This is a genomic window from Streptomyces sp. HUAS TT7 (assembly GCF_051550175.1).
Classification (GTDB): Bacteria; Actinomycetota; Actinomycetes; order Streptomycetales; family Streptomycetaceae; genus Streptomyces.
The window spans coordinates 3,371,571-3,394,732 of sequence record NZ_CP196175.1 but is presented as its reverse complement, the minus strand read 5'-3'; the positions used below and the strand labels follow the sequence as shown (position 1 = coordinate 3,394,732).

The following is a 23,162-nucleotide window of genomic DNA, read 5'->3' as shown; positions in this document are numbered from 1 at the left end:
ACGGCTCCGCGCGAATGGCGCGGGCGGGACACGTTCCCCCGGTCCCGCCCGCGCCCTCCCTCTTGACCGAACCGGCAACCGGTCACCAGTAGACGACGACCTTGTCGCCGATGTGCACCGCGTCGAAGAGCGCCGCGATCTTGCCCTTGTCCCGGACGTTGACGCAGCCGTGCGAGGCGCCGTTGTAGCCGCGCGCCGCGAAGTCGGACGAGTAGTGCACCGCCTGGCCGCCGCTGAAGAACATCGCGTACGGCATGGCCGTGTGGTAGATCGTCGAGACGTGGTTGCGGCTCTTCTCGAAGACCTTGAAGACGCCCTCGCGGGTCGGCGTGTACTGCGAGCCGAAGCGCACGTCCATTGTCGACTGCACCTTGCCGTTGACCACCCAGGACAGCGTGCGGCTGGTCTTGCTGATGCACATCACGCGGCCCGTCATACAGCGCGGATCCAGCTTGGCGGCGGGCTTGTTGACGGCCTGGCCGGCCAGTTCCTCGGCCGTCGGCTTCGTCGTCATCGCGAGGAGCCGGTCCCAGGTCACGCTGTCCGTCGTGCCCGTCTCGGCGAGCCCGCGCCTGCCCTGGAAGCCCTTGACGGCCGCCGTGGTCGCGGCCCCGTACGTGCCCGTCGGGGTGTCGTCGAACCAGCCGATCTGGGCGAGCCTGGCCTGGAGCTCCTTGACCTGGTCGCCCTTGGCGCCGTTCGACATCAAGACCTCGGGCGCGGGCTTGGCCGCGGTGGTGGCCGACGCGGTGGGGGAGGGCGAGCCGGCCGGCTTGTCATCGGTGGAGGCGGAGGGGGATGACGAGGTCGGGGCCGATGACGATGACGCGGGCGACGGTGAGCCGGGCGCCGCGGGAGCGCCGGGCTCGGCTGCCTTGGAACTCTGCGGACTGCACCCGACGGCCACCGCGACGACGGCGGCCGCGGCGAGGGTTCTGACTATGAGAGTGCTCTGGTGGTTCCGGCGCATTGGACGCCCCCCTGATTCTCTGGTGTCCCCAGAGACAGATTCCCGCGCCGAACGGTTGCAAAAGCAGCCGGCCGCATCACGGAACCTGTGAGCAAGCTCCCAGCGTGCGCCTCTCCACCCGCCGCACGCCCGCCGCTACAGTCCGTCGCGAGGGTCGGGGTACCAGTGAGTAGATGAGTTGTAGAGCCCTAGCGGGAGGCACAGCACATGGCGCGCGAGTCGGAATCCGGGCTGCCCATCGAGCCGGTCTACGGACCGGACACCCTCGCCGGATGGGATCCCGCCGAGAAGCTGGGCGAGCCCGGCGCGTACCCGTTCACCCGCGGTGTGTACCCGTCGATGTACACCGGCCGGCCCTGGACGATGCGGCAGTACGCCGGCTTCGGCACCGCCGTCGAGTCCAACGCCCGCTACAAGCAGCTGATCGCCAACGGCACCATGGGCCTCTCGGTCGCCTTCGACCTGCCGACCCAGATGGGTCACGACTCCGACGCCGCGATCGCCTCCGGTGAGGTCGGCAAGGTGGGCGTCGCCATCGACTCCGTCGACGACATGCGCGTCCTGTTCGGCGGCATCCCGCTCGACAGGGTCTCGACGTCGATGACGATCAACGCCCCGGCCGCGCTGCTGCTCCTGATGTACCAACTGGTCGGCGAGGAACAGGGAGTTGCCGCCGACAAGCTCACCGGCACGATCCAGAACGACGTGCTCAAGGAGTACATCGCGCGCGGCACCTACATCTTCCCGCCGAAGCCCTCGCTGCGCCTGATCGCGGACATCTTCAAGTACTGCAAGGCCGAGATCCCCAAGTGGAACACCATTTCGATCTCCGGCTACCACATGGCCGAGGCCGGCGCCTCGCCCGCGCAGGAGATCGCGTTCACGCTGGCCGACGGCATCGAGTACGTACGCACCGCGGTCGCCGCCGGGATGGACGTCGACGACTTCGCGCCGCGCCTCTCCTTCTTCTTCGTGTCCCGCACGACGATCCTCGAAGAGGTCGCCAAGTTCCGTGCGGCCAGGCGTATTTGGGCCCGGGTGATGCGGGACGAGTTCGGCGCGAAGAACCCCAAGTCGCTCATGCTGCGCTTCCACACGCAGACCGCCGGCGTGCAGCTCACCGCGCAGCAGCCCGAGGTCAACCTGGTGCGCGTCGCCGTCCAGGGCCTCGCGGCCGTGCTCGGCGGCACCCAGTCGCTGCACACCAACTCCTTCGACGAGGCGATCGCCCTGCCGACGGACAAGAGCGCGCGCCTGGCCCTGCGCACCCAGCAGGTCCTCGCGTACGAGACGGACGTGACCGCCACCGTCGACCCCTTCGCCGGGTCGTACGTCGTCGAGAGGATGACGGACGAGGTGGAGGCGGCGGCCGTCGAACTCATGGGACGGGTCGAGGAGTTGGGCGGCGCGGTCAACGCGATCGAGCACGGATTCCAGAAGGGCGAGATCGAGCGCTCCGCCTACCGCATCGCCCAGGAGACCGACTCGGGCGAGCGCGTCGTGGTCGGCGTCAACCGCTTCCAGATCGAGACCGAGGACCCGTACGAGCCGCTGCGCGTCGACCCGGCGATCGAGGCCCAGCAGGCGGCCCGCCTCGCCACCCTGCGCGCCGAGCGCGACCAGGCCGCGGTGGACGCGGCGCTGGCCGAGCTGAAGAAGGCGGCCGCGGGCGAGGACAACGTCCTGTACCCGATGAAGGACGCGCTGAAGGCCCGCGCCACGGTGGGCGAGGTGTGCAACGCGCTGCGCGAGGTGTGGGGGACGTACGTTCCGACGGACGCGTTCTGAGCCGCTCCTCGCGGGGCGAATCCCTCGAATGGGTGACCGGGGGCGGAACCCGTACGCCCTCGGTTACGCTCGTGAAGAGTGAGCCCTCAGAAGGAGGATGCCGTGGCTGTACTGCATCACGAGCGGACGTTGGGCGAAGCCGCCGACCTGCTCTCCAGCGCACTGCCGCCCGGGCACCGCGTGGAGATTCTCCAGGGGAGGCTCACTGCGACACCGCCGCCGGACGGCGCGCACGCGCTGTCGTTGACCTGGCTGGTCGTGGCTTTCGACAAGGCGGGAGCACGGCAAGCCGGGCTCAGGTACGTCCAGGGCATCGGGTTGTGGCTGCCCGCGCTGCCGGACGACTTCGCGATCCCCGACTTCTCCGTCGTCGACGCGGACTTCCGTGACGCGCTCGTCCAGAAGAACTGCTACGCCCCGAACGTCTTCCGCATGGTTCTGGAAGTGACCTCGTCGAACTGGTCCGACGACCTCGGCCCCAAGGTGGAGTGCTACGCCCGGGCCGGGGTCCCGGTCTACGTCGTCGTGGACCGCAGGCACGACGAGGTCCTGCTCTTCACCGACCCGGGTGAAGACACGTACAGGACCCGAACCTCGTACAAGCGTGGCACGCACCTGGTGGTTCCGGAATCGGTGGGCGTGACTCCGAAGCTTCCCGTGGATGTCCTGCTCGACGGGGACGGCGACTGAGCGGCCCGGTCAGGGCGTCGCCGGGCGGGTCGTGAGGGCCTTTCGCAGCATCGGGGTCGCCCAGCGTTCCACGTAGCGGTTCAGCAGCCAGGCAAGGGCCAGCATCGCCGCGATGGTCAGGGCGAAGGTGGCCGGGGCCGGGATGTGCAGCTTGCGGTGCAGTACGCCTACCACCACCCAGCCCAGGTGTTCGTGGACCAGGTAGAAGGGGTACGTCAGGGCTCCCGCCACGGTGAGCCAGCTCCAGTTCGCCCAGCGGAAGTAGCCGAGTGCGATCGCGCCGACCAGCAGGAAGCCCAGCGTGATGATGGCGATGATCACCGAGGCGTGCCGGTTGGAGAAGGCCGCCGGGTTCGGCTTGTGCCACAGGCCCGCGACGGCGTAGTGCTGGCCGATGGCCCAGCTGACGGCGACGATGCCCCAGGCGGTGACGTCCCGCCGGTTGCGGTGCAGCAGGTACAGGCCCATGCCGCCGATGAAGAAGGGTGCGTACTCGGGCATGAACACGGCGTCCAGGAAAGGCTGTTCGGCCGTCGCGGTGAGCGCGGCCGCCAGCGTCCAGCCCGCGCAGAACAGCACGACGCGGCGGCGGGTCGCGCCGGGCAGGACGACACACAGGGCGAACAGGGCGTAGAAGCGCAGCTCGGCCCAGAGCGTCCAGCACACCCCGAGCACGCGGTGCACGCCGACCGGCATCTGCAGCATGGTCAGGTTCACCACGAGCTCGCTGGGTGTGACCGTCTTGTAGACGACCCAGGGCAGCGCGAACACCGCGGTGATGATGATCAGGGCCGCCCAGTACGCCGGGTAGAGCCGGGCCACGCGCGAGGCGAAGAACGAGCGGAGCGGGCGGCCCCAGCCGCTCATGCAGATCACGAAGCCGCTGATGACGAAGAAGATCTGCACGCCGAGGCAGCCGTACGAGAACCACTCGTGGGTGGCGGGGAACAGCTTCTTGGGGGAGGCGCCCCAGCCCTTGCTGATGTCGCCGGAGCGGCCGCCGTAGTGGTAGAGCGCGACCATGAGGGCGGCGACCAGGCGCAGCCCGTCGAGCGCGCGGAGCCGGGAGACCGGGGCCGCCACCGGGGCGTGCTCGGCCGTCCGCTGCGGCTGACCGCCGCCGGTGGTTCGTACCCGCGGCAGGGTGTTGGTCACGGCTTTCCTCTTCCCGGCGTTCCGCTGCGGCCCGGCGGGCCTTGGCGTCGACAGAGTAGGGCCGCCGCGGCCCGGAAACGGGGCCGCGGCGGCGGAGTTCCGCTGCCCGACGCGGCACGTTCATCTGGTGCCGGGACGGGTTTGCCTGGGCGTCGATTTGGCGGCCGGAGGGGAGTGCGCAACAGGGGGGGGCGGCTCAGTGGTGCCAGGCCTTGCCGCCCACGTTGTGGATCATGCGCTGGAGGACCTTGAGGGTGCGTACGTACTCCTCGTCCGTGATCCCGGCGTGGATCAGCTCACGGGTCTCGCCCTGCCGGGCGGCCGCCTGCTCGCGCAACTCCCGCCCGGCGTCGGTGAGTTCGAGGTGGTCGGCCTCGTCCTGGGTGAGCAGGTCGCGGACCGCGAGTTCGTCGATGGCGTCCTCGATGGCGGGTGCGCCCGTGGCCAGGTAGCCCTGGAGCATGGTCACCACCTCGGCGCGCGGGCGCCTCGTCAGCGTCTGGTTCAGGATCCACCACTGCGGCTGGGTGAGGCCCAGCTCCGAGAGCATGCCGCGGATGCGGGTGACCACCGCGATGTGTGCGGCCCAGCTCCAGTAGCCGATGGGCTGGGCGGCGAGTCCGGCGTCGTCGTGGGTGGGGGTGAATGCGTCGGCCTGCGGGGTGGTGAGCGTGTCGTTGTCCATGACTCAGGACCGTAGAAGCTCAACCGGACTTGAGGTCAAGGGCGTTCGGTCGCACCGATCGAGGCGAGGTAGTCGTCGAGACCGGTGGCGTCCTCGCCCGCCCAGCCGACGTAGCCGTCGGGGCGGACCAGGAAGAGGCCGCGTCCGTACGCCTCGTACGCGCCCAGTTCGTGCACCCGCACCCGGTCCCCGGTGAGGGCGGGGGCGGGGGCGGGGGCGTCGAAGGCGAGCAGGGTGAAGTGCGGGCCGCGCAGCAGGTCGAAGATCCGGCCGCCGGGCAGCCTGCCGTCGGGGGCGCGGTCGCCGGCCTCCAGGGCGCCCGCGCGGCCGGTGGACAGCGGGCCGCCGCGGTAGCCGAGGCCGAGCTGGCGGACCTCGGAGCCGCGCTGGCTGTTCTCGCCGAGGATGGCCGTGCGGTGCAGCCGCGTGCTCAGGCCGAGCATGTCGGCGGCGATGGGGCGGCGCTCCTGCTCGTACGTGTCGAGCAGGGTGTCCGGGGCGCCGTGACGGAGCACCTGGGCGAGCTTCCAGCCCAGGTTGTACGCGTCCTGGACGCTGGTGTTGAGACCCTGGCCGCCGGCCGGGGAGTGGATGTGGGCGGCGTCGCCCGCGAGGAAGATCCGGCCCTCGCGATAGCGGTCGGCCAGCGCCGCGCGGGGGCGGAAGTCGGAGGCCCAGTGGACCTCGGCGATCTGTTCCTCGGTGATCGCGGTGCGGGCGGCAACAAGCTTCCGGACGCCCGCGTCGCCGGTGTCGGGGACGGCGTTCTCGTCGGAGTACTGGGCGATCAGCTGGAAGAGGTTGGGCTCGCCGGGCAGCGGGCAGAGCACGGCGCCGCCGTCCGAACTGTGCGTCCACACATGCCAGTTGAGGTCGTCGACGACGGCGTCGTCGGTGACGGTCAGGTCCGCGACGAGCATCGGCCTGGGGTCGACGCTCTCGCCCTCCATGGCGATGCCGAGCGCGCGCCGGATGCCGGAACGGCCGCCGTCGCCGGCGACGAGGTAGCGGGCGCGGACGGTGCGGCCGTCGGCGAGGGACGCGGTGACGCCGTCGGCGTCCTGGTCGGCCGCGGTCACCTCGGTATGGAAGGCGACATCGCCGCCGAGGCTCTTGAGGTGCGCGTACAGCAGCTCCTGGAAGCGAGCCTGGCCCACCAGCAGGATGTTGGCGTAGGGCTCCTGCTCGGTGGGCTCGGCGCGCTCTATCACGTCCCACTCGCGGCCGCGCTCGGTGCCGTCCGGGCCGACCCAGTCGCGCATGCGCGGGTAGTCGCGGCCGGCTCGCAGCACGGTCTCGGCCAGGCCGAGGTCGTCGAGCAGCTCCAGGGTGCGGGGCTGGATGCCCTTGCCGCGCGAGCCCGGGAAGAGCCGGTCCGCCTTCTCGACGAGCAGGGCGGGGACGCCGCGGCGGGCGAGGTCGATGGCGAGGGTGAGGCCGGTGGGGCCCGCGCCGACGATGAGGACGTCGGTGGTGGCGGCCGCTCCGGCAGTTGAGAGGGGAGTGACCGGGGCCTTGCGGACGGTGGCCGGGACGGGTTCCTTAACGTCGTTAAGTTCCATGTTCGGAAGCATGGGCTTAACGGTGTTAAGTTGTCAAGGTGGCTACGACGAAGATCGACCGGGCGCAGGTCGCCGACACCGCGCTGAGGCTCCTGAACGAGCTGGGCCTGGAGGGGCTCACGCTGCGCGCCATCGCGAAGGAGCTCGGCGTCAAGGCCCCGGCCCTGTACTGGCACTTCAAGAACAAGCAGGACCTGGTCGACGAGATGGCGACGGTCATGTACCGGCGCATGACCGCCGACGGCGTGCCCGGCGCGGACTCCGGCACCTGGCAGGAAGGGGTCCGCGCCTTCAACCGCGCCCTGCGCGCGATGCTGCTCTCGTACCGCGACGGGGCGAAGGTGTACGGGGGTGCGCGCTTCACCGACACCGGCCACGCGGAGGCCATGGAGGTGTACCTCGGCGTGATGCTGGAGGGGGGCTTCGCATTCCGCGACGCGGTGCGGGCCGCGATGACGACGTATCACTACACGATGGGCTTCGTCGAGGAGGAGCAGGGCTTGGGTCCCAGGCCGGGCGAGCGGGGTCCGGGCATCGATGTGGCGGAGCGGGCGGATCAGCTCGCGGGGTATCCGCTGGCCGCGGCGGCGGGGGTGGAGATGTTCGAGGGGTTCGGCGAGCGGTTCGAGGAGGGGCTGGGGGTTGTGGTGGCGGGGATCGAGGCGGTGTATTTGGCTGGGAGGTGAGGGGGGTGGTTTGCCCACCCGCCCGCCCATGCCCCGGGGTTGATCCCGGGGTTGATGGGCCCGGGCCCTCCCCGGGGCTCTGCCCCGGACCCCCTGCGGGGACTGCGTCCCGGGGCCCTTCCAGGGGGCCCGGCCCCTGTGCCCCGGCGGGGCACGGATCAGGGAGAGTCCCCGGCTTCCTCATTTTCTGCAGACGTGTCGCTAGACGTGTCGCTGAAATCGCTCGCGTACCGGCTCTGGAATTGGACATGTCATCAATGCGAGGGTGGAATAAAGGGGGCGCATTTCTGGGGGCGTGCGTGGTTTAACTCGCCACCGCTTCACGCTCCCGCGCGCCCGAGTGCTACTCGCATTCCGTCGAGACATCGGTGATAAAACTGTCGTTGTCCAGCTCGTCGGATGGTTCTACTAAGCAGAAAGGTGGAGTCATGATTGCAGGTTTCAAGCGAGTGATCGCTCTCGGCGCCGCTACTGCCGCGCTCACCGCAGGAGTGGCTTTCTCCTCGGTCGGTGTCGCGGAAGCCGCGCCGTCGCACACGGTCGTGACGGCGGCGCACGGCGGCAAGGAGAGGTGCCGCGTGGTCAAGGGGTACTGGACCAAGACCTGGCACAAGGCCACGCGTGACCGGCACGGCAAGGTCCACCCCGGGTACTGGACGAAGACCTGGCACAAGGCGCGTAAGGTCTGCGTCCGCCACTGAACTCGCCGACCCGAGCAAAGAATTTACGAGGCCTCCTTAAAGAGGTCATCAAAAGGGGTGCGGGGCCTCCCTCCGAAACTTCGGGTAGGCCCCGCACCCCTTTCTGCATCTCAATTCTGTGAATTTGCTGTGCGTTTGGACGTGGGGGTATTCAAATGTTTGTGGTTGGGGTCTGGGGATGCGTTGCGCGGGGCGCTTCGTGTGATTTCGAGGAGTCGTCAATCGGGGTGGTGTGACGATTCTCCTTGAGGGTGCCTGGGAAATCCGTCCGGAAGGTCCAGTAGAAGTCGGTGGCCATGGCACCTCCGTACGGCTGCGGGCCGGGGGGCTGGTCGCGCAGCCCCCAGAAGCCGAACCATCCAACCCCCTGCACGGGATGGGGGTCCCCCCTGCTCCTCAAGAGCTTGGGGGAGGGTGGGCACCCCCCTACGCCCCCCTCCGCACAACCCCCCGAACCCGCCGAGCCACCCGGCGAACCGTCGCGTTGCGTGGGATGAAGCCCAGCTGGGACGGGATCGCTCCCGGCAGGCCGAGCGCCGTCAAGCGGCGGCGCTTGAAGTACCGCCAGGTGTGCGCGTCCAGGGATCCCGCGAGGTACCGCTCGGCCGCATCCCGCAGATCCGGCCGGAGTTCCGGTTGCATCGCGTACCCCACGGCAGGGAGCAGCCCCGCCAGGTCCACCTCGGGCGCCGGGCCCGGCTCCAGCGGCGGGAGCAGTGCGTCCGCGATGGTCACCGGCACCCGGTTGCTGTTCTGGTAGGGGGCGAGCCGGTCGAGCAGCAACTCCGTGCCGACCCGCGCGACCGGGATGCCGTAGAACGTCGACGCCGTGAGCAGGGCTGTGGAAAAGCAGCCCACCACCAGTGCGGGGGAGAGTCGCTCGTACAGCACTTCCGCGAGCAACGGCCGTTCAAGAACGGTGAGTTGGACGCCGAGCGAGGCCGCCTCGCGGGTCAGCTCGCGCGACCACGCCGGCGGCGCCGAAGGGTGCGGCTTGAAGACGATCCGGCCGTGCCCCCGCGCGGCCGCCCCCCGCAGCATCCGCAGGTGCAGCTCCTCCTCCTGTGCGGGAGTGAGTATGGAAAGGGCGGACAGGTACTGGCCGAGGAGCAGCGCCACCGGCTCGGAACCGTCGGCATCCACCCCCAACTCAGCCTCAGCCGCCGCCAGTTCACCCACCGTCTTCGTGAACGCCGCCGTCGGCACCGTCTCGCTCGGCACCCCGAACTCCCCGAGCAGCAGCGGGGCGAGGTCCGGGACCAGGTCCAGGTGGAGTACGCGTCGTACCCGCGTGCCGATCAGCGGGTCGAGCTTGTTGCGGGTCGGGCCGTACGTCATCAGGCCGTCCGCGTACACCGTCAGTGGCGCGTCGGGGAAGATCTGGGCCACCGCCTGGGCCGGGTTCACCTGGATGGATTCCAGGGCGAGCTCGATCCGGTCGTCGGACAGCTCCCACAACACCCTCAACTGCCGTTCCCACAGCGGGACATCGTCCGGTCGCGGGGACCAGCCGCCCGGGTGGAAGGGGGCGATGGTGTCGTTCCAGGAGAGCACCCCGTCGAAGCGGCCGCGCAGCTGCGTGAAGCCCGGCATGGTGTCGAGCGCGGAAGAGATCTCCGGCGCGGGCGCGTTGTTGCTGATGAGCAGCAGCCGCCGGTCCGCCGCGGGGAAGCACCCGCTGTCGATCGCGGCGGCCAGCGTGGCCACCCCGTACAACGTGGACGCCGCGAAGATTTGAGTCGTACGCATCAGGCGGCAGCTCCCGCCGAAGACGTGGCCGGGCGGTGGCGCAGGCGGCGCAGGCGGGCGGCGCGGCGGGAGTCCATCGAGTTCAGCGCGTCCTTGAGGTGGTCCTGCGGCATGCGCCTCAGGGCGGCCGCGCTCATGGCCCGCAGTTTTCTCGCCACGGCCGGTTCGAACCTTTCGATGCTGCTCATATGGTGGGAAATGATCGCGCAGTACGTCCGTACGGCTTTCGGCAGCAGTTCGGCCGCATTCGGGTCCTTCGCCGTTTCTTCGATTACTTGATCGAATGCGCGAATGAAATCGAGTTGTCGCACATCTCCGATCTGGGTCAGGGAGGAAGCGACTCCCCGTCGGTAGAAAACGCCCAGCCGTCCCGTTACCGCGAACGACTCCGCCTCGCGGTGCAGCCGCCAGATCCACGGCCGGTCCTCGGCGGTGCGCAGCCCGTCGGTGAAGTGCAGCAGACCGCGCTCGGCGAGCCTGCGGTGGTACATCCCGGCCCACGCGTACGCGTAGTCCACCGACGTCGAGCGGGTGGCGGGCAGGATCGCGTCCCGCGGTGACATCACCTCGCCGCGCCGGCCGTGCGGCACGCGGTGCACCGTACGCTCCTGGCCGGTCACCTGGACATGGTCGGTGCGGATGAAATCGCACCCCAACTCCTCTATGCAGGACAGGAGTTGGGCGAAGTAGCCCGGAGCCAGCCAGTCGTCGCCGTCCAGGTACGTCAGGTACTCGCCGCTGGCCGCGTCCAGGCCCGTATTGCGTGCCGTGGCCAGGCCGCCGTTGCGTTCGTGTCTCAGCAGCACCGCCCCCGGCAGCTCGCGCTCGGCGCGTTCGAGCAGCTCGGTCGTGCCGTCCGACGAGCAGTCGTCGACCAGCAGGAACTCGAAGTCGTCGCGGGCGTTGGCGCGCAGACTTCTCAGGGTGTCGGGTGCGTAGGCGCGCACGTTGTAGAACGGCACGATGACGGAGAGCTTGACCACGGCGGTGACGCTATGGTGCCGCCCGTCATTCGTCCTGTCCGGCACAGAGATGCCGGGTGAACGAAGAATGGCGGGACTGTTAACCGGCCCGTCCACCCGTCCCGCACTCCTTTCGTAGTTGCGCTGTTAACCAGTTGTTGCAGTTGAGTTGGGCCGCGAATCCGCGGGGCTTTCTAGTTTCTACGGCGTGCCATCACGTACCGATTCAAGGCTGCGGATCGCGGTTCTGGCGGATTCGGACACCCGGTGGAAATGGGGCGCGCTCACCGCGCGCCGCCTCGCCGAACAGGTGCCCGAGGCCGACTCCACCGCATCCCGTCCCGCCGCGCCCGAGCTCGACGGCTTCCTGCTGCGCGGCCGCGCCACCCCCACCCCTCGCCAGCTCGCCGAGGTGGGGGTGTCCCCGGACGCCCTGCGTGAAGTGACGATGGCCCAATTCTTCGACATAGCAAGTGAGTTGGAGAACGGAAGCACCAGCGATGGTGCGTACGACGTCATCGTGCTCGCGCTCGTCGGCGGCGCCGCCCAGGCCGCGCTGCACGGGCTCGCCGCCTGCTGGCCCGGGCACACCCGGCGGCCCGTGATCGTCACCGGCTACGTCGGCGTCGTCTACGAGAAGCTCGCCGACGGCCTGCTCCTGCGGCACGGCGCGGACGTCGTGCTCGCCAACTCCCGCCACGACGCCGAGCGCTTCCGCGCGGTGTACGAGGGCGTGGGCGCCGACGCCTCCGCCGTCACCGAGGCCGCGCTGCCCTTCCTCGGCGGCGCCGCGTACCAGGAGGAGCCCGGCCGCGACACGGTCGTCTTCGCCGCCCAGCCCTCCGTCCCCGAGAGCCGCGCCGACCGGCACTACCTGCTGCGCCGCCTCGTCGACCACGCCCGGCGCCACCCCGGGCGCGAGGTCGTCCTCAAGCTCCGCTCCAAGCCCGGCGAGCACACCACGCACATCGAGGAACACCCCTTCCAGAAGCTCGCCAAGGGCATGGACCTGCCGCCCAACTTCTCGCTGGCATACGGGAACATGGGCGAGATCCTGGACCGCACCGACCTCCTGGTGACCGTGTCCTCGACCGCCGCCCTGGAGGCCCTGCACCGCTCGGTCCCGACGGCCGTCCTCACCGACCTCGGCGTACGCGAGGCCCTCGGCAACCACCACTTCCTCGGCTCCGGCTGCCTCGCCTCCTGGGACCGGCTCGACGCCGGACACCGCCCCGCGCCCGATGCCGACTGGCTCGCCGCCCAGGGCGTGGCCCCGGGCGAGGCGTACCACCGTGCCTTCGATCAAGTGCGGGCGCGCATGGGTGAGTTGCTCGCGAAGGACACCTTGGCGCCGATCACCCCGTACTACACCGCCGCCACCGCGCCCGGCTACCTCCCGGGCATCCTCGCCCGCCACCACCTCGCCCCCGACGGCACCCCGCTGCCGGGCGCGGCCCCCGCGCACGAGCCGACCGGCCTGCGCCGGCTGATCCGGGACGCCGTGCGCGACGCGGCCCGCGGCGCCTACCGCCACGGCGTACAGCGGGTCGCGCCCGTGATCCGCCGGATGGGAGAACTCTGATGCCCACCTCACAGGGGCTCGCGACGACGCCCCCGACCGCGAGTACGCCGCCGAAGGTCCTCGCCGTCATCCCCGCCCGGGGCGGCTCCAAGGGCGTGCCGGGCAAGAACCTCGCCTCTGTCGCCGGGGTCCCGCTCGTCGTGCGGGCTGTGCTCGCCTGCCGCTCGGCCCGCCTCGTCACCGACGTCGTCGTCTCCACCGACGACCCGGCGATCGCGGCCGCCGCCCGCTCGGCCGGCGCCGACGTGGTCGTCCGCCCGGCCGGGATCTCGGGCGACACCGCCTCCAGCGAGGCCGCCGTCCTGCACGCCCTGGACGCGCACCCCGACACCGACGTGGTGCTGCTCGTGCAGTGCACCAGCCCGTTCCTCACCCGCGAGGACGTCGAGGGCGTGGCCGCCGCGGTCGTCGAGGACGGCGCCGAGACCGCCGTCACCGTCGCCCCCTTCCACGGCTTCCTGTGGCGCGAGGACGAGGTGGGCGGCGGCCAGGGTATGGGCCACGACAAGTCGTTCCGGCCGCGCCGCCAGGACCGCCCGCAGGACTTCCTGGAGACCGGCGCCGCGTACGCCATGGACGCCGAAGGCTTCCGTACGCACAGGCACCGCTTCTTCGGCCGCACCGCGCTCGTGCGCACCGACCCGGCCCGGGTCCTGGAGATCGACGAGCCGCACGACCTGGAGCGGGCCCGCGCGCTCGCCCCGGTCCTCGACCGGCTGCCCACCCCCACCTGTGACGACGTCGACGCGGTCGTCCTCGACTTCGACGGCACCCAGACCGACGACAAGGTCCTCATCGACTCCGAGGGCCGCGAACTCGTCGCCGTCCACCGGGGCGACGGCCTCGGCATCGCCGCGCTGCGCCGGGCCGGTCTGAAGCTGCTCGTCCTGTCCACCGAGCAGAACCCCGTCGTCGCCGCCCGCGCCCGCAAGCTCCAGATTCCCGTGCTGCACGGCATCGACCGCAAGGACCTCGCCCTCAAGCAGTGGTGCGAGGAGAACGGGATCGATCCGGCCCGCGTGCTCTACGCCGGCAACGACGTCAACGACCTGCCCTGCTTCGCGCTCGCCGGCTGGCCCGTGGCCGTCGGCAGCGCCCACGACTCGGTGCGCGCCGCGGCGCGTGCCGTCACCCGCACCCCCGGCGGCGAAGGAGCGATCCGCGAGATCGCCGCCTGGCTCCTCGGACCCGAGCTCAACCACACCCCACAGCCCCACCACACCCCCGCATAATTAAGGAAACACCCTCATGAGCAACCGTCTGCGCACCCTCGGCAGCCGCACCGCAGGTCCGGGCCACCCCGTGTACGTCACCGGCGAGATCGGCATCAACCACAACGGCGACCTGGACAAGGCGATCGCCCTGATCGACGCCGCCGCCGACGCCGGCTGCGACGCGGTCAAGTTCCAGAAGCGCACCCCGGAGATCTGCACCCCGCGCGACCAGTGGGACATCGAGCGGGACACCCCCTGGGGCCGGATGACGTACATCGACTACCGCCACCGGGTGGAGTTCGGCGAGGACGAGTACCGCAGCATCGACGCGCACTGCAAGAAGCGCGGCATCGACTGGTTCGCCTCGCCGTGGGACACCGAGGCCGTCGCCTTCCTGGAGAAGTTCGACGTGCCGGCCCACAAGGTGGCTTCCGCCTCGCTCACCGACGACGAGCTGCTGCGCGCCCTGCGCGCCACCGGACGCACCGTGATCCTCTCCACCGGCATGTCCACGCCGAAGCAGATCCGGCACGCGGTCGAGGTGCTCGGCAGCGACAACATCCTTCTGTGCCACGCCACTTCGACCTACCCGGCCAAGGCCGAGGAGCTCAACCTGCGCGTGATCAACAGCCTGATGGCCGAGTACCCCAACGTGCCCATCGGCTACAGCGGCCACGAGACCGGCCTCCAGACCACGCTCGCCGCGGTCGCGCTCGGCGCCGCCTTCGTCGAGCGCCACATCACCCTCGACCGCGCCATGTGGGGCTCCGACCAGGCCGCCTCCGTCGAGCCCGGCGGCCTCACCCGCCTGGTCCGCGACATCCGCACCATCGAGGCCGCGCTCGGCGACGGCGTCAAGAAGGTGTACGAGTCCGAGCTCGCCCCCATGAAGAAGCTGCGCCGCGTCGCCGGTGTCGTCGCCCAGGCGGAGGCCGCCGAGAGCGAGAACACCCCTGCGGACCGCGCTCCGGCCGCGGTCTGAGGGGGCCGGCCCGCCGTGCCTCGGGACACCTCCGCCACCGTCGCCTTCGTGGAGAGCCCGGTCCAGCTGCTCAACGTCCTGGAGTGGGCCCATTCGCCGGGCCCGCTGCTCGACGGCGTGCCCGCGCAGCAGCGTCCCGGGGCGCCGGACCTGTCGGGTCTGACCGTCGTGGTGCTCTCGCCGACCGACCCCATGTCGCGCGGCCAGCTGCGCCGGATGGCCGAACTCGCCCGCGACGCGGGGACGCAGGTGCGCTGGGAGGAGGCCCGGGGCGGGCTCACGGCCCCGCTGCACACGATAGGCGGGCTCACCCCGATGCTGCGGCGGGCCGACCGGATCGTCATGGGCGACCCGTTCTCGCGCTACGTACAGCTCCTTCTCACCGTCGCCCGCGCGCGTGACCTGGTGGTCGTCGACGACGGAACGGCCACCATGGAGTTCGTCTCCCAACTCGCCCGCGGTGAACGGCTGGTGCGCTGGCACCGGCGGGGCAGCCGGTCCGGGGCGCGCGACCTGCTGTTCGCGCCGGTGTCCGCGGCGGCCCGCCGCCGGCTCACCCCCGCGCGGCGCCGCGGCGTCGAGGTGTTCAGCGCGATGCCCATAGAGGCGCCCGAGGGCGTCACCGTCACCCCCAACACCTTCGGCTGGACCCGCGCGGGCTTCGGGCCGCCGCGCCTGACCAAGGGCGCCGACCTGGTGGGGACTTCACTCGTGGAGACCGGTGTCGTCGACCCCGAGAGCTACCTCGCGGCGGTCGGTCTCCTGGCCCGTACGCATGGTGTGACGCGCTATTTCGCGCACCGCCGGGAGTCCGCCGAAAAACTGCACACCCTGCACGCCCGCACCGGCCTGGAGGTCGTACGCCCCGACCTGCCGCTCGAACTCATAGCGCGGCGGGGGCCGGTGGGCCGGACGATCCTGAGCTTCCCCTCCACCGTCGTCCACACCCTGCCGCTCGCGCTCGCGGGCACGGGGGTGTCCGTGGTCGTCTGCGACATAGACCCGAAGTGGCTCACGGACAACGCCTCGCCGCGCGCCCAGGGCTTCCTGGACGGGGTGACGGGGACGGCGCGCAAAGCCCATGGTCTCGCGACGGTGGCGGCCTAGCCGGGGCCCAACTGTTGTCCAGCCGGGGCTCGCCGTCTCCTGCCCTGGTTCTCCTACCCGGGGAGAGGGGGCTCTCCTCCTTCAGGGGAACGCCCGTTCCAGGGCATCGGGCAGAAGGACGAATTGTTTTACCCAGTTGTCACGATCGACATGCGCCTTGTGACCAGCTTTCTTTCCCCTATGCGGCTGAACTTTTGTTGATCGCGCCCGAGTTGACCCTTGACGAGGCCTACCCTCAACGGGTGAACCAGTTGATGTCCCGTGAGTCGTCCGAAGCCGATCTGCCCGGCGAAACACTGCTGCCCGGCGAGCTGAGCGAGGCCCTCTGTGCCGAACTCATCGCCTTCCGCCGGGACTTGCACATGCACCCCGAGCTCGGCAACCAGGAGTTCCGGACCACCGCCGCGATCCGGGCCCGCCTCGAAGCGGCCGGCCTCGAACCACGCGTACTGCCGTCCGGCACCGGGCTCATCTGTGACATCGGCACATCAGTAGGGGCGCGAAGCTCGAACAAGGGTGGCGGCGGGCGACGGGTGGGCGGCGTGCATCCGATGCTCGCCATCCGCGCGGACATCGACGCCCTGCCCATCCCCGACGCCAAGGCGGGCGTGCCCTACCGCTCGACCGTGCCCGACCGCGCCCACGCCTGCGGCCACGACGTGCACACCACGACCGTCCTCGGAGCGGGCCTCGTCCTCGCCGAGCTGCACCGCCAGGGCCGCCTCCCCGCCCCCGTACGGCTGCTCTTCCAGCCCGCCGAGGAGGTGCTGCCCGGCGGCGCCGCTGACGCGATCGTGGCGGGCGTCCTGGACGGCGTGGGCCGCATCATCGCCGTCCACTGCGACCCGCGCGTGGACGCCGGCCGGATCGGGCTTCGGCACGGCGCCATCACCTCCGCCTGCGACCGCCTGGAGGTGTCCCTGAACGGGCCGGGCGGCCACACCGCGCGACCGCATCTGACGACCGACCTGGTGACCGCCGTCGCGCGGGTCGCCGCCGACGTGCCGGCGCTGCTCGCCCGCCGCATCGACGCCCGCGCCGGTCTCGCCCTCACCTGGGGCCGCATCGAGGCCGGCCACGCCTGCAACGTCATCCCGATGCAGGCCGAGCTGGCCGGAACGGTGCGCTGCCTGGACCTCGCGGCGTGGCGCGACGCGCCCGACCTCGTACACGCAGCGATCGACGAAGTGGCCACCCTGCACGGCGCCAAATCGGAGATCAATTACGTCCGCGGAGTGCCCCCGGTCGTCAATGATCCGGTCATTACGGAGCTGCTCCGGGACGCGATGGCGGCGCGCCGGGGACCGTATGCGATCGAGGACACGGAGCAGTCACTGGGTGGCGAGGACTTTTCGTGGTACCTGGAGCATGTACCAGGGGCGATGGCCCGGCTCGGGGTCCGTACACCGGGCTCGAATGCCCGGCTTGACCTCCATCGGGGTGATTTCGACGCGGACGAAGCAGCCATCAAGGTCGGTGTCGAACTCTTCACCGCCGCAGCGCTGCTGGACGGCAACCGCTCGTAACCGGACACTTCATCCCCTGTTCGCGACGATCCGATAACGGCTTCCGAACAGGTCTTTACGCGACATCTACGCGCGTTACGATCCGACGCGAAACCAGCGCCGGTAGGGGCGCCTCGGTTCAGGTTTGAAGGGACCTCCTCTTGCGCCGGGTATCCAAGATCGCTGCGGCCGGTATCGCCACCGCCGCGCTCGCGCTTTCCGCCACCGCCTGTGGCTCCACGTCCTCCCAGAAGGACTCGGGCACCTCCTCGTCGTCTGCCGGCGGCAAGGGCGTCAAGATCGGTGTCGCGTACGACGTCGGCGGCCGTGGTGACCACTCGTTCAACGACTCCGCCGCGCGCGGCATCGACAAGGCCAAGTCCGAGTTCGGCGGCTCCGTCAAGGAGCTGACCGCCAAGACGACCGACACCGAGGCCGACCGCGTCCAGAAGCTGAGCGACCTGGCGTCGGGCGGCTACAACCCCGTGATCGGCATCGGCTTCGCGTACGCGAACTCGATGAAGCAGGTCGCGGCGAAGTTCCCGAACACGACCTTCGGCATCGTCGACTCCGTCGTCGAGGGCCCGAAGAACGTCGACAACATCGTCTTCACCGAGGAGCAGGGCTCCTACCTCGCGGGTGTCGCCGCGGCGCTGAAGACCAAGACGAACCACGTCGGCTTCATCGGCGGCGTCGACGTCCCCCTGATCAAGAAGTTCGAGGCGGGCTTCAACCAGGGCGTCAAGGACACCAAGCCGGACGTCAAGATCGACAACCAGTACCTGTCGCACGGCTCGGACACCTCCGGCTTCGCCAGCCCCGACAAGGGCAAGGAAGCCGCGCAGGGCATGCTCGACAACGGCGCCGACGTGATCTACACCGCGGCCGGCTCCTCCGGCACCGGTGCGATCGAGGCCGTCGCGGGCAAGAAGGGCGCCTGGGCGATCGGTGTCGACTCCGACCAGTACCAGCAGGCCTCGCTCGACAAGTACAAGAACTCGATCCTGACCTCGGTCGTCAAGAACGTCGACATCGGCGTCTACGACCTGATCAAGTCGGTCAAGGACGGCAAGCCGCTGGTCGGCACCAACAGCTACCCGCTGGCCAAGAACGGTGTCTCGCTCGCCACCAGCGGCGGCTTCATCACCGACATCCAGCCGCAGCTCGACGCGGCCAAGAAGAAGATCGTCGACGGCTCCATCAAGGTCAAGACGACCCCGTGACCCGCGGCGGCCTCCGGCCGCCCTCGTCACAACCGGCCCGGTGAGCAGGGACCGCCCTGCTCACCGGGCCGTAACGAAGTGTCAACTCTACGCGCGTAGGCCGGAGTTGGCGCGCCAGGAGTGTGCTGAACTACTACGCCGGGAGCCCGGCCGTACGTCAGTGCGCTTCCAGGCTTCTCCGGAAGCTCCCCGCCCCCCTGCTCCTGCCCACGAGGAGAGTGCGCCATCAACGCGTCCAGCCCTCCCGCCGTCGAACTGCGCGGCATCACCAAACGATTCCCGGGTGTCGTCGCCAACAAGGACATCGACATCACCGTCCGCAAGGGCACCGTGCACGCCCTGTGCGGTGAGAACGGCGCCGGCAAGTCGACCCTGATGAAGATCCTCTACGGCATGCAGAAGCCGGACGAGGGCACCATCACCATCGACGGCACCGAGGCCTCCTTCTCCAGCCCGGCCGACGCCATCGCGCTCGGCATCGGCATGGTCCACCAGCACTTCATGCTGGCCGACAACCTGACCGTCCTGGAGAACGTCGTCCTCGGCGGCGAGAAGCTGTACGGCATCGGCGCCAAGGCCCGCAACAAGATCAAGGAGATCTCGGACGCGTACGGCCTCGGGGTCCGCCCGGACGTCCTGGTCGAGGACCTCGGTGTCGCCGACCGCCAGCGCGTGGAGATCCTCAAGGTCCTCTACCGCGGCGCGCGCACCCTCATCCTCGACGAGCCGACCGCGGTCCTGGTCCCGCAGGAGGTCGAGGCGCTCTTCGACAACCTGCGCGAGCTCAAGGCCGAGGGCCTGACCGTCATCTTCATCTCGCACAAGCTCGGCGAGGTGCTCTCGGTCGCCGACGAGATCACGGTGATCCGGCGCGGCACCACGGTGGGCACCGCAGACCCCCGTACGACCACCACCAAGCAGCTCGCCGAGCTGATGGTGGGCAGCGAGCTGCCCTCGCCCGAGACCCGCGAGTCGACGGTCACCACGGTCCCCATGCTCCAGGTCGCCGACCTGCGCCTGGCGGCCACCGACCCCGACGGCGTGGTCCGCGAGGTGCTCTCCTCGGTCTCCTTCACGATCCACAAGGGCGAGGTCCTCGGCATCGCGGGCGTCGAGGGCAACGGCCAGGCCGAGCTCGTCGAGGCCATCATGGGCATGCGCATCCCCGACGGCGGTGTCATCACCCTCGACACCACCGACATCTCGACGGCCCCGACGCGCAAGCGCCGCGAGGACGGCATCGGGTACATCCCCGAGGACCGCCACCGCCACGGCCTGCTCCTGGAGGCTCCCCTCTGGGAGAACCGCATCCTCGGCCACGTCACCGAGAAGCCCAACTCCAAGGGCCCGCTCCTCGACAACAAGGCCGCCCGCATGGACACCGAGCGGATCGTGCGCGAGTACGACGTGCGCACCCCCGGCATCGAGGTCACCGCGGCGTCCCTGTCCGGCGGGAACCAGCAGAAGCTGATCGTCGGCCGCGAGATGAGCCACCACCCCAAGCTGCTGATCGCCGCGCACCCCACCCGGGGCGTGGACGTCGGCGCCCAGGCGCAGATCTGGGACCAGATCCGGGAGGCCCGCCGTGAGGGCCTCGCGGTACTCCTGATCTCCGCCGACCTGGACGAGCTGATCGGCCTGTCCGACACCCTGCGGGTGATGTACCGGGGCCGTCTGGTCGCCGACGCCGACCCCGCCACGATCACCCCCGAAGAACTGGGTTCCGCCATGACCGGTGCCGCCACCGGCCACCTGGAGCACCACGAGAACACTGGGGGAGAGGACCGATGAAGAAGCTCACCTCCCGCATCGACAAGGAGAAGCTGCTCCTCGCGGCCGCGGCCCCCGTGCTCGCGCTCGTCGCGGCCCTTGTCGTCACTGCCCTGGTCATCGTCGCCACCGGCAAGAACCCGTTCCCGGCCTTCAACGACATGCTGTCGTACGGCTCGGCGAGCGACAGCCAGGTCTACATCCTCAACAAGGCGACGACGTACTACCTGGCGGGCATCGCCGTGGCCGTCGGCTTCCGGATGAACCTGTTCAACATCGGTGTCGACGGCCAGTACCGCCTGGCGGCCTTCCTCGCCGCGGTGGTCGGCGGCGCGATGAGCCTGCCGGGCATCGTGCAGATCCCGGTCATCATCGTCGTCGCCATGCTCGTCGGCGCGATGTGGTCGGCGGTCGCGGGCATCCTGAAGGTCACCCGGGGTGTCAGCGAGGTCATCTCGACCATCATGCTGAACGCCATCGCGACCGCGATCATCGCCTACCTCATCCAGCCCGGCCGGCTCGGCCAGCTCGACTCGGCGGGCACCCTCGTCTCGACCAAGCCGCTGCCCGACTCCGCGTGGTTCTTCACCATCGACATGGGCCCGGCCGGACAGCTGTGGGGCTTCATCGTCGTCGCCGTGCTCGCCGGCATCGCGTACTGGTTCACGCTCGGCCGCACCCGCTTCGGCTTCGACCTGCGCGCCGTCGGCCAGTCCGAGTCGGCCGCCGCCGCGAGCGGCGCCAACGTCAAGAAGATGATCATTACCAGCATGATCATCTCCGGTCTGGTGGCCGGTCTGGTGGGCATGCCCACCCTGCTCAACGACACCCACCAGTTCGACAACAGCTTCCCGACCGGGCTCGGCTTCACGGGCATCGCGATCGCGCTCCTCGGCCGCAACAACCCGATCGGCATCGGCCTCGCCGCCCTGCTGTGGGGCTTCCTGGAGCGCACCACCAACCATCTGGAATTCATCGGTTACGACAAGGAGATCCTCGGCGTCATCCAGGGCGTCATCGTCCTGTGCGTCGTGATCGCCTACGAACTCGTCCGCCGTTACGGCCTCAAGCGCCAGCAGCAGCGCGTCGGCGCCGAGCTCGCGGCCCAGGCCGCCAAGACCGAGACGGAGGTGACGGCATGAGCGTCACGACCGACACGACCACCACCCCACCGCCTCCGGCCGGGGTCAAGCGGGGCAACGCCAAGCGCAAGTTCTCCCTCGCGCAGGTCCTGATGATCATCGCGGGTGCGCTGATCCTCGTCTCCGCCGTACGCATCATCACCGGCGCCGACCAGCTCACCAGCGAGGGCCAGATCAGCGCCGCGCTCGGCCTCGCCGTGCCGATCGGGCTCGCGGGCCTGGCCGGTCTGTGGTCCGAGCGGGCCGGCGTGGTCAACATCGGCCTCGAAGGCATGATGATCCTCGGCACCTTCGGGGCCGGCTGGGTCGGCTGGCAGTCCAGCCCCTGGCTCGGACTGATCGCGGGCGTCGGCTTCGGCGTCCTCGGCGGCCTCCTCCACGCGATCGCCACCATCACCTTCGGCGTCGACCACATCGTCTCCGGTGTCGCCATCAACCTGCTCGCCCTCGGCGTGACGCAGTACCTGGCCAAGCTGTTCTTCAACAACGGCGAGGCCCAGGTCAAGGGCGGCAACCCCAAGCAGTCGCCGCCCGCCGACGCGCTGCCCAGCTTCACCGTCCCGAGCCTCTCGTCGGGCCTGGAGTCGATCCAGAACCACCACTGGTTCCTCATCTCCGACGTCGCCGGCATCCTCGGCGGCCTGGTCACCGAGGTCTCCTGGGTCACCGTGATCGCCGTGGCGCTGTTCGTCGGCACCTGGTGGCTGCTGTGGAAGACGGCCTTCGGCCTGCGCCTGCGCTCCTGCGGAGAGAACCCGATCGCGGCCGAGTCGCTCGGCGTGAACGTGTACTCCTACAAGTACGCGGCGGTCGCCGTCTCCGGCGGCCTCGCCGGTCTCGGCGGCGCGTTCCTCGCCCTGGTCACCTCGCACATCTACCTGGAGGGCCAGACCGGCGGGCGCGGCTACATCGGTCTCGCCGCGATGATCTTCGGCAACTGGCGTCCGGGCGGACTCGCCATGGGAGCGGGCCTGTTCGGCTTCTCCGACGCGCTCCAGCTGCGCAACGGCGGCACCACCGTGCACGCCCTGCTGCTCCTGCTCGTGGTGCTCCTCGCGGTGCTGGCCGGCTGGAAGGCGTACAAGAAGGCGCTGCTCCAGGCCGCGGTCAGCGCGGTGGTGGCCGTGGCCATCCTGGTCTGGTACCTGCTGACCGACGACGTGCCCGGCGACTTCGTCGGCGCGACCCCGTACGTCGTGACACTGCTCGTCCTGTCGCTCTCCGCCCAGCGTCTGCGGATGCCCAAGGCGGACGGCATGCGCTACCGGAAGGGCCAGGGCAAGTGACGCCGACGGCCGACTGGGAGGCGCTGCGCACGGCCGCGCGCGAGGCCATGTCCCGCGCGTACGCGCCGTACTCGGGCTACCCGGTCGGCGCGGCGGCGCTGGTCGACGACGGGCGCACCGTGACCGGCTGCAACGTCGAGAACGCCTCGTACGGCATCGGCCTGTGCGCCGAGTGCGGGCTCGTCTCGGCGCTCCAGCTGTCCGGCGGCGGCCGCCTGACGCACTTCACCTGCGTCGACGGCCACGGCGACGTGCTGGTGCCGTGCGGCCGGTGCCGCCAGCTGCTCTTCGAATTCGGCGGCCCGGAGCTCCTGTTGGAGACCCCGCAGGGGGTCCTCACCATGGCGGACATGCTGCCCCAGGCCTTCGGCCCGGACCATCTGAAGTAACCCCGCGGCCCCGC

20 protein-coding genes are annotated in these 23,162 nt (G+C 70.2%); 14 read left to right on the top strand and 6 right to left on the bottom strand.

Translation table 11 applies throughout. The annotated features are described in order from the left end of the window. Positions 1 to 82: 82 nt before the first annotated feature. Positions 83 to 970, bottom strand: a complete 888-nt coding sequence (locus ACSHXC_RS15100) for a L,D-transpeptidase family protein (RefSeq protein WP_438292106.1) — start codon at positions 968 to 970, stop codon at positions 83 to 85. Between the two features lie 207 nt (positions 971 to 1,177). Here ACSHXC_RS15100 and ACSHXC_RS15095 point away from each other — a divergent pair, with 207 nt between their 5' ends. Both ACSHXC_RS15095 and ACSHXC_RS15090 read left to right on the top strand, forming a co-directional pair. Continuing rightward, a complete protein-coding gene (locus tag ACSHXC_RS15095; RefSeq protein ID WP_438292104.1) occupies positions 1,178 to 2,758 on the top strand; it encodes an acyl-CoA mutase large subunit family protein in 1,581 nt (526 codons plus the stop codon). Positions 2,759 to 2,860: 102 nt separating this feature from the next. Next, positions 2,861 to 3,448 carry a Uma2 family endonuclease gene (locus ACSHXC_RS15090; RefSeq protein ID WP_438292103.1) on the top strand — a complete coding sequence of 196 codons (588 nt, stop codon included), beginning with the start codon at positions 2,861 to 2,863 and terminating at the stop codon, positions 3,446 to 3,448. Positions 3,449 to 3,457: 9 nt separating this feature from the next. On the opposite strand, the gene ACSHXC_RS15085 is transcribed toward ACSHXC_RS15090, so the two are convergent. The 3 genes from ACSHXC_RS15085 to ACSHXC_RS15075 form a co-directional block, all read right to left on the bottom strand. Beyond that, positions 3,458 to 4,603, bottom strand: a complete 1,146-nt coding sequence (locus tag ACSHXC_RS15085; RefSeq protein ID WP_438292102.1) for an acyltransferase family protein — start codon at positions 4,601 to 4,603, stop codon at positions 3,458 to 3,460. A gap of 196 nt (positions 4,604 to 4,799) precedes the next feature. Then, positions 4,800 to 5,288: a MarR family winged helix-turn-helix transcriptional regulator gene (locus ACSHXC_RS15080; RefSeq protein WP_438292101.1), complete on the bottom strand. Its 489-nt coding sequence runs from the start codon at positions 5,286 to 5,288 to the stop codon at positions 4,800 to 4,802. 35 nt (positions 5,289 to 5,323) lie between these two features. Next, a complete protein-coding gene (locus ACSHXC_RS15075) occupies positions 5,324 to 6,850 on the bottom strand; it encodes an FAD-dependent monooxygenase (protein WP_438292100.1) in 1,527 nt (508 codons plus the stop codon). A 38-nt stretch (positions 6,851 to 6,888) separates the two neighbouring features. On the opposite strand from ACSHXC_RS15075, the gene ACSHXC_RS15070 reads away from it, so the two are divergent. After that, positions 6,889 to 7,536, top strand: coding sequence for a TetR/AcrR family transcriptional regulator C-terminal domain-containing protein (locus ACSHXC_RS15070; RefSeq protein WP_438292099.1), 648 nt, complete (start codon positions 6,889 to 6,891; stop codon positions 7,534 to 7,536). Between the two features lie 428 nt (positions 7,537 to 7,964). Beyond that, positions 7,965 to 8,237, top strand: a complete 273-nt coding sequence (locus tag ACSHXC_RS15065; RefSeq protein ID WP_438292098.1) for a hypothetical protein — start codon at positions 7,965 to 7,967, stop codon at positions 8,235 to 8,237. Between the two features lie 426 nt (positions 8,238 to 8,663). Here the strand turns inward: ACSHXC_RS15065 and ACSHXC_RS15060 are convergent, their stop codons facing one another. Beyond that, positions 8,664 to 9,986, bottom strand: coding sequence for an alpha-2,8-polysialyltransferase family protein (locus ACSHXC_RS15060; protein WP_438292097.1), 1,323 nt, complete (start codon positions 9,984 to 9,986; stop codon positions 8,664 to 8,666). Continuing rightward, positions 9,986 to 10,969, bottom strand: a complete 984-nt coding sequence (locus ACSHXC_RS15055; protein ID WP_438292095.1) for a glycosyltransferase family 2 protein — start codon at positions 10,967 to 10,969, stop codon at positions 9,986 to 9,988. The genes ACSHXC_RS15060 and ACSHXC_RS15055 overlap by 1 nt, the downstream gene beginning before the upstream one ends. Positions 10,970 to 11,156: 187 nt before the next feature. On the opposite strand from ACSHXC_RS15055, the gene ACSHXC_RS15050 reads away from it, so the two are divergent. From ACSHXC_RS15050 to ACSHXC_RS15005, 10 genes are all read left to right on the top strand, one after another. After that, positions 11,157 to 12,530 carry a DUF6716 putative glycosyltransferase gene (locus ACSHXC_RS15050; RefSeq protein WP_438292094.1) on the top strand — a complete coding sequence of 458 codons (1,374 nt, stop codon included), beginning with the start codon at positions 11,157 to 11,159 and terminating at the stop codon, positions 12,528 to 12,530. Continuing rightward, positions 12,530 to 13,762 (top strand): cytidylyltransferase domain-containing protein, encoded by a 1,233-nt coding sequence (locus ACSHXC_RS15045; RefSeq protein ID WP_438292093.1) that lies wholly within the window; start codon positions 12,530 to 12,532, stop codon positions 13,760 to 13,762. Before ACSHXC_RS15050 ends, ACSHXC_RS15045 begins: the two co-directional genes overlap by 1 nt. 16 nt (positions 13,763 to 13,778) lie before the next feature. After that, on the top strand, positions 13,779 to 14,726 hold the full coding sequence (locus tag ACSHXC_RS15040; protein ID WP_438292092.1) for an N-acetylneuraminate synthase family protein: 948 nt from the start codon (positions 13,779 to 13,781) through the stop codon (positions 14,724 to 14,726). Positions 14,727 to 14,741: 15 nt separating this feature from the next. Continuing rightward, positions 14,742 to 15,833 (top strand): hypothetical protein, encoded by a 1,092-nt coding sequence (locus tag ACSHXC_RS15035; RefSeq protein WP_438292091.1) that lies wholly within the window; start codon positions 14,742 to 14,744, stop codon positions 15,831 to 15,833. Positions 15,834 to 16,087: 254 nt separating this feature from the next. Beyond that, positions 16,088 to 17,359, top strand: coding sequence for an amidohydrolase (locus tag ACSHXC_RS15030; protein ID WP_438296595.1), 1,272 nt, complete (start codon positions 16,088 to 16,090; stop codon positions 17,357 to 17,359). Positions 17,360 to 17,499: 140 nt separating this feature from the next. Continuing rightward, positions 17,500 to 18,561, top strand: coding sequence for a BMP family lipoprotein (locus ACSHXC_RS15025; RefSeq protein ID WP_438292090.1), 1,062 nt, complete (start codon positions 17,500 to 17,502; stop codon positions 18,559 to 18,561). Positions 18,562 to 18,816: 255 nt separating this feature from the next. Next, a complete protein-coding gene (locus ACSHXC_RS15020; protein ID WP_438296593.1) occupies positions 18,817 to 20,352 on the top strand; it encodes an ABC transporter ATP-binding protein in 1,536 nt (511 codons plus the stop codon). Then, positions 20,349 to 21,473, top strand: coding sequence for an ABC transporter permease (locus tag ACSHXC_RS15015; RefSeq protein WP_438292089.1), 1,125 nt, complete (start codon positions 20,349 to 20,351; stop codon positions 21,471 to 21,473). Before ACSHXC_RS15020 ends, ACSHXC_RS15015 begins: the two co-directional genes overlap by 4 nt. Continuing rightward, positions 21,470 to 22,759, top strand: a complete 1,290-nt coding sequence (locus ACSHXC_RS15010; RefSeq protein WP_438292088.1) for an ABC transporter permease — start codon at positions 21,470 to 21,472, stop codon at positions 22,757 to 22,759. The genes ACSHXC_RS15015 and ACSHXC_RS15010 overlap by 4 nt, the downstream gene beginning before the upstream one ends. After that, positions 22,756 to 23,148 (top strand): cytidine deaminase, encoded by a 393-nt coding sequence (locus ACSHXC_RS15005; RefSeq protein WP_438292086.1) that lies wholly within the window; start codon positions 22,756 to 22,758, stop codon positions 23,146 to 23,148. Before ACSHXC_RS15010 ends, ACSHXC_RS15005 begins: the two co-directional genes overlap by 4 nt. Positions 23,149 to 23,162 lie beyond the last annotated feature (14 nt).

Coding starts and splice junctions, on each gene's coding strand:
- ACSHXC_RS15100 (WP_438292106.1), bottom strand. CDS start 970: ATGCGCCGGAACCACCAGAGCACTCTCATAGTCAGAACCCTCGCCGCG.
- ACSHXC_RS15095 (WP_438292104.1), top strand. CDS start 1,178: ATGGCGCGCGAGTCGGAATCCGGGCTGCCCATCGAGCCGGTCTACGGA.
- ACSHXC_RS15080 (WP_438292101.1), bottom strand. CDS start 5,288: ATGGACAACGACACGCTCACCACCCCGCAGGCCGACGCATTCACCCCC.
- ACSHXC_RS15075 (WP_438292100.1), bottom strand. CDS start 6,850: ATGGAACTTAACGACGTTAAGGAACCCGTCCCGGCCACCGTCCGCAAG.
- ACSHXC_RS15065 (WP_438292098.1), top strand. CDS start 7,965: ATGATTGCAGGTTTCAAGCGAGTGATCGCTCTCGGCGCCGCTACTGCC.
- ACSHXC_RS15060 (WP_438292097.1), bottom strand. CDS start 9,986: ATGCGTACGACTCAAATCTTCGCGGCGTCCACGTTGTACGGGGTGGCC.
- ACSHXC_RS15045 (WP_438292093.1), top strand. CDS start 12,530: ATGCCCACCTCACAGGGGCTCGCGACGACGCCCCCGACCGCGAGTACG.
- ACSHXC_RS15040 (WP_438292092.1), top strand. CDS start 13,779: ATGAGCAACCGTCTGCGCACCCTCGGCAGCCGCACCGCAGGTCCGGGC.
- ACSHXC_RS15030 (WP_438296595.1), top strand. CDS start 16,088: ATGTCCCGTGAGTCGTCCGAAGCCGATCTGCCCGGCGAAACACTGCTG.
- ACSHXC_RS15015 (WP_438292089.1), top strand. CDS start 20,349: ATGAAGAAGCTCACCTCCCGCATCGACAAGGAGAAGCTGCTCCTCGCG.
- ACSHXC_RS15010 (WP_438292088.1), top strand. CDS start 21,470: ATGAGCGTCACGACCGACACGACCACCACCCCACCGCCTCCGGCCGGG.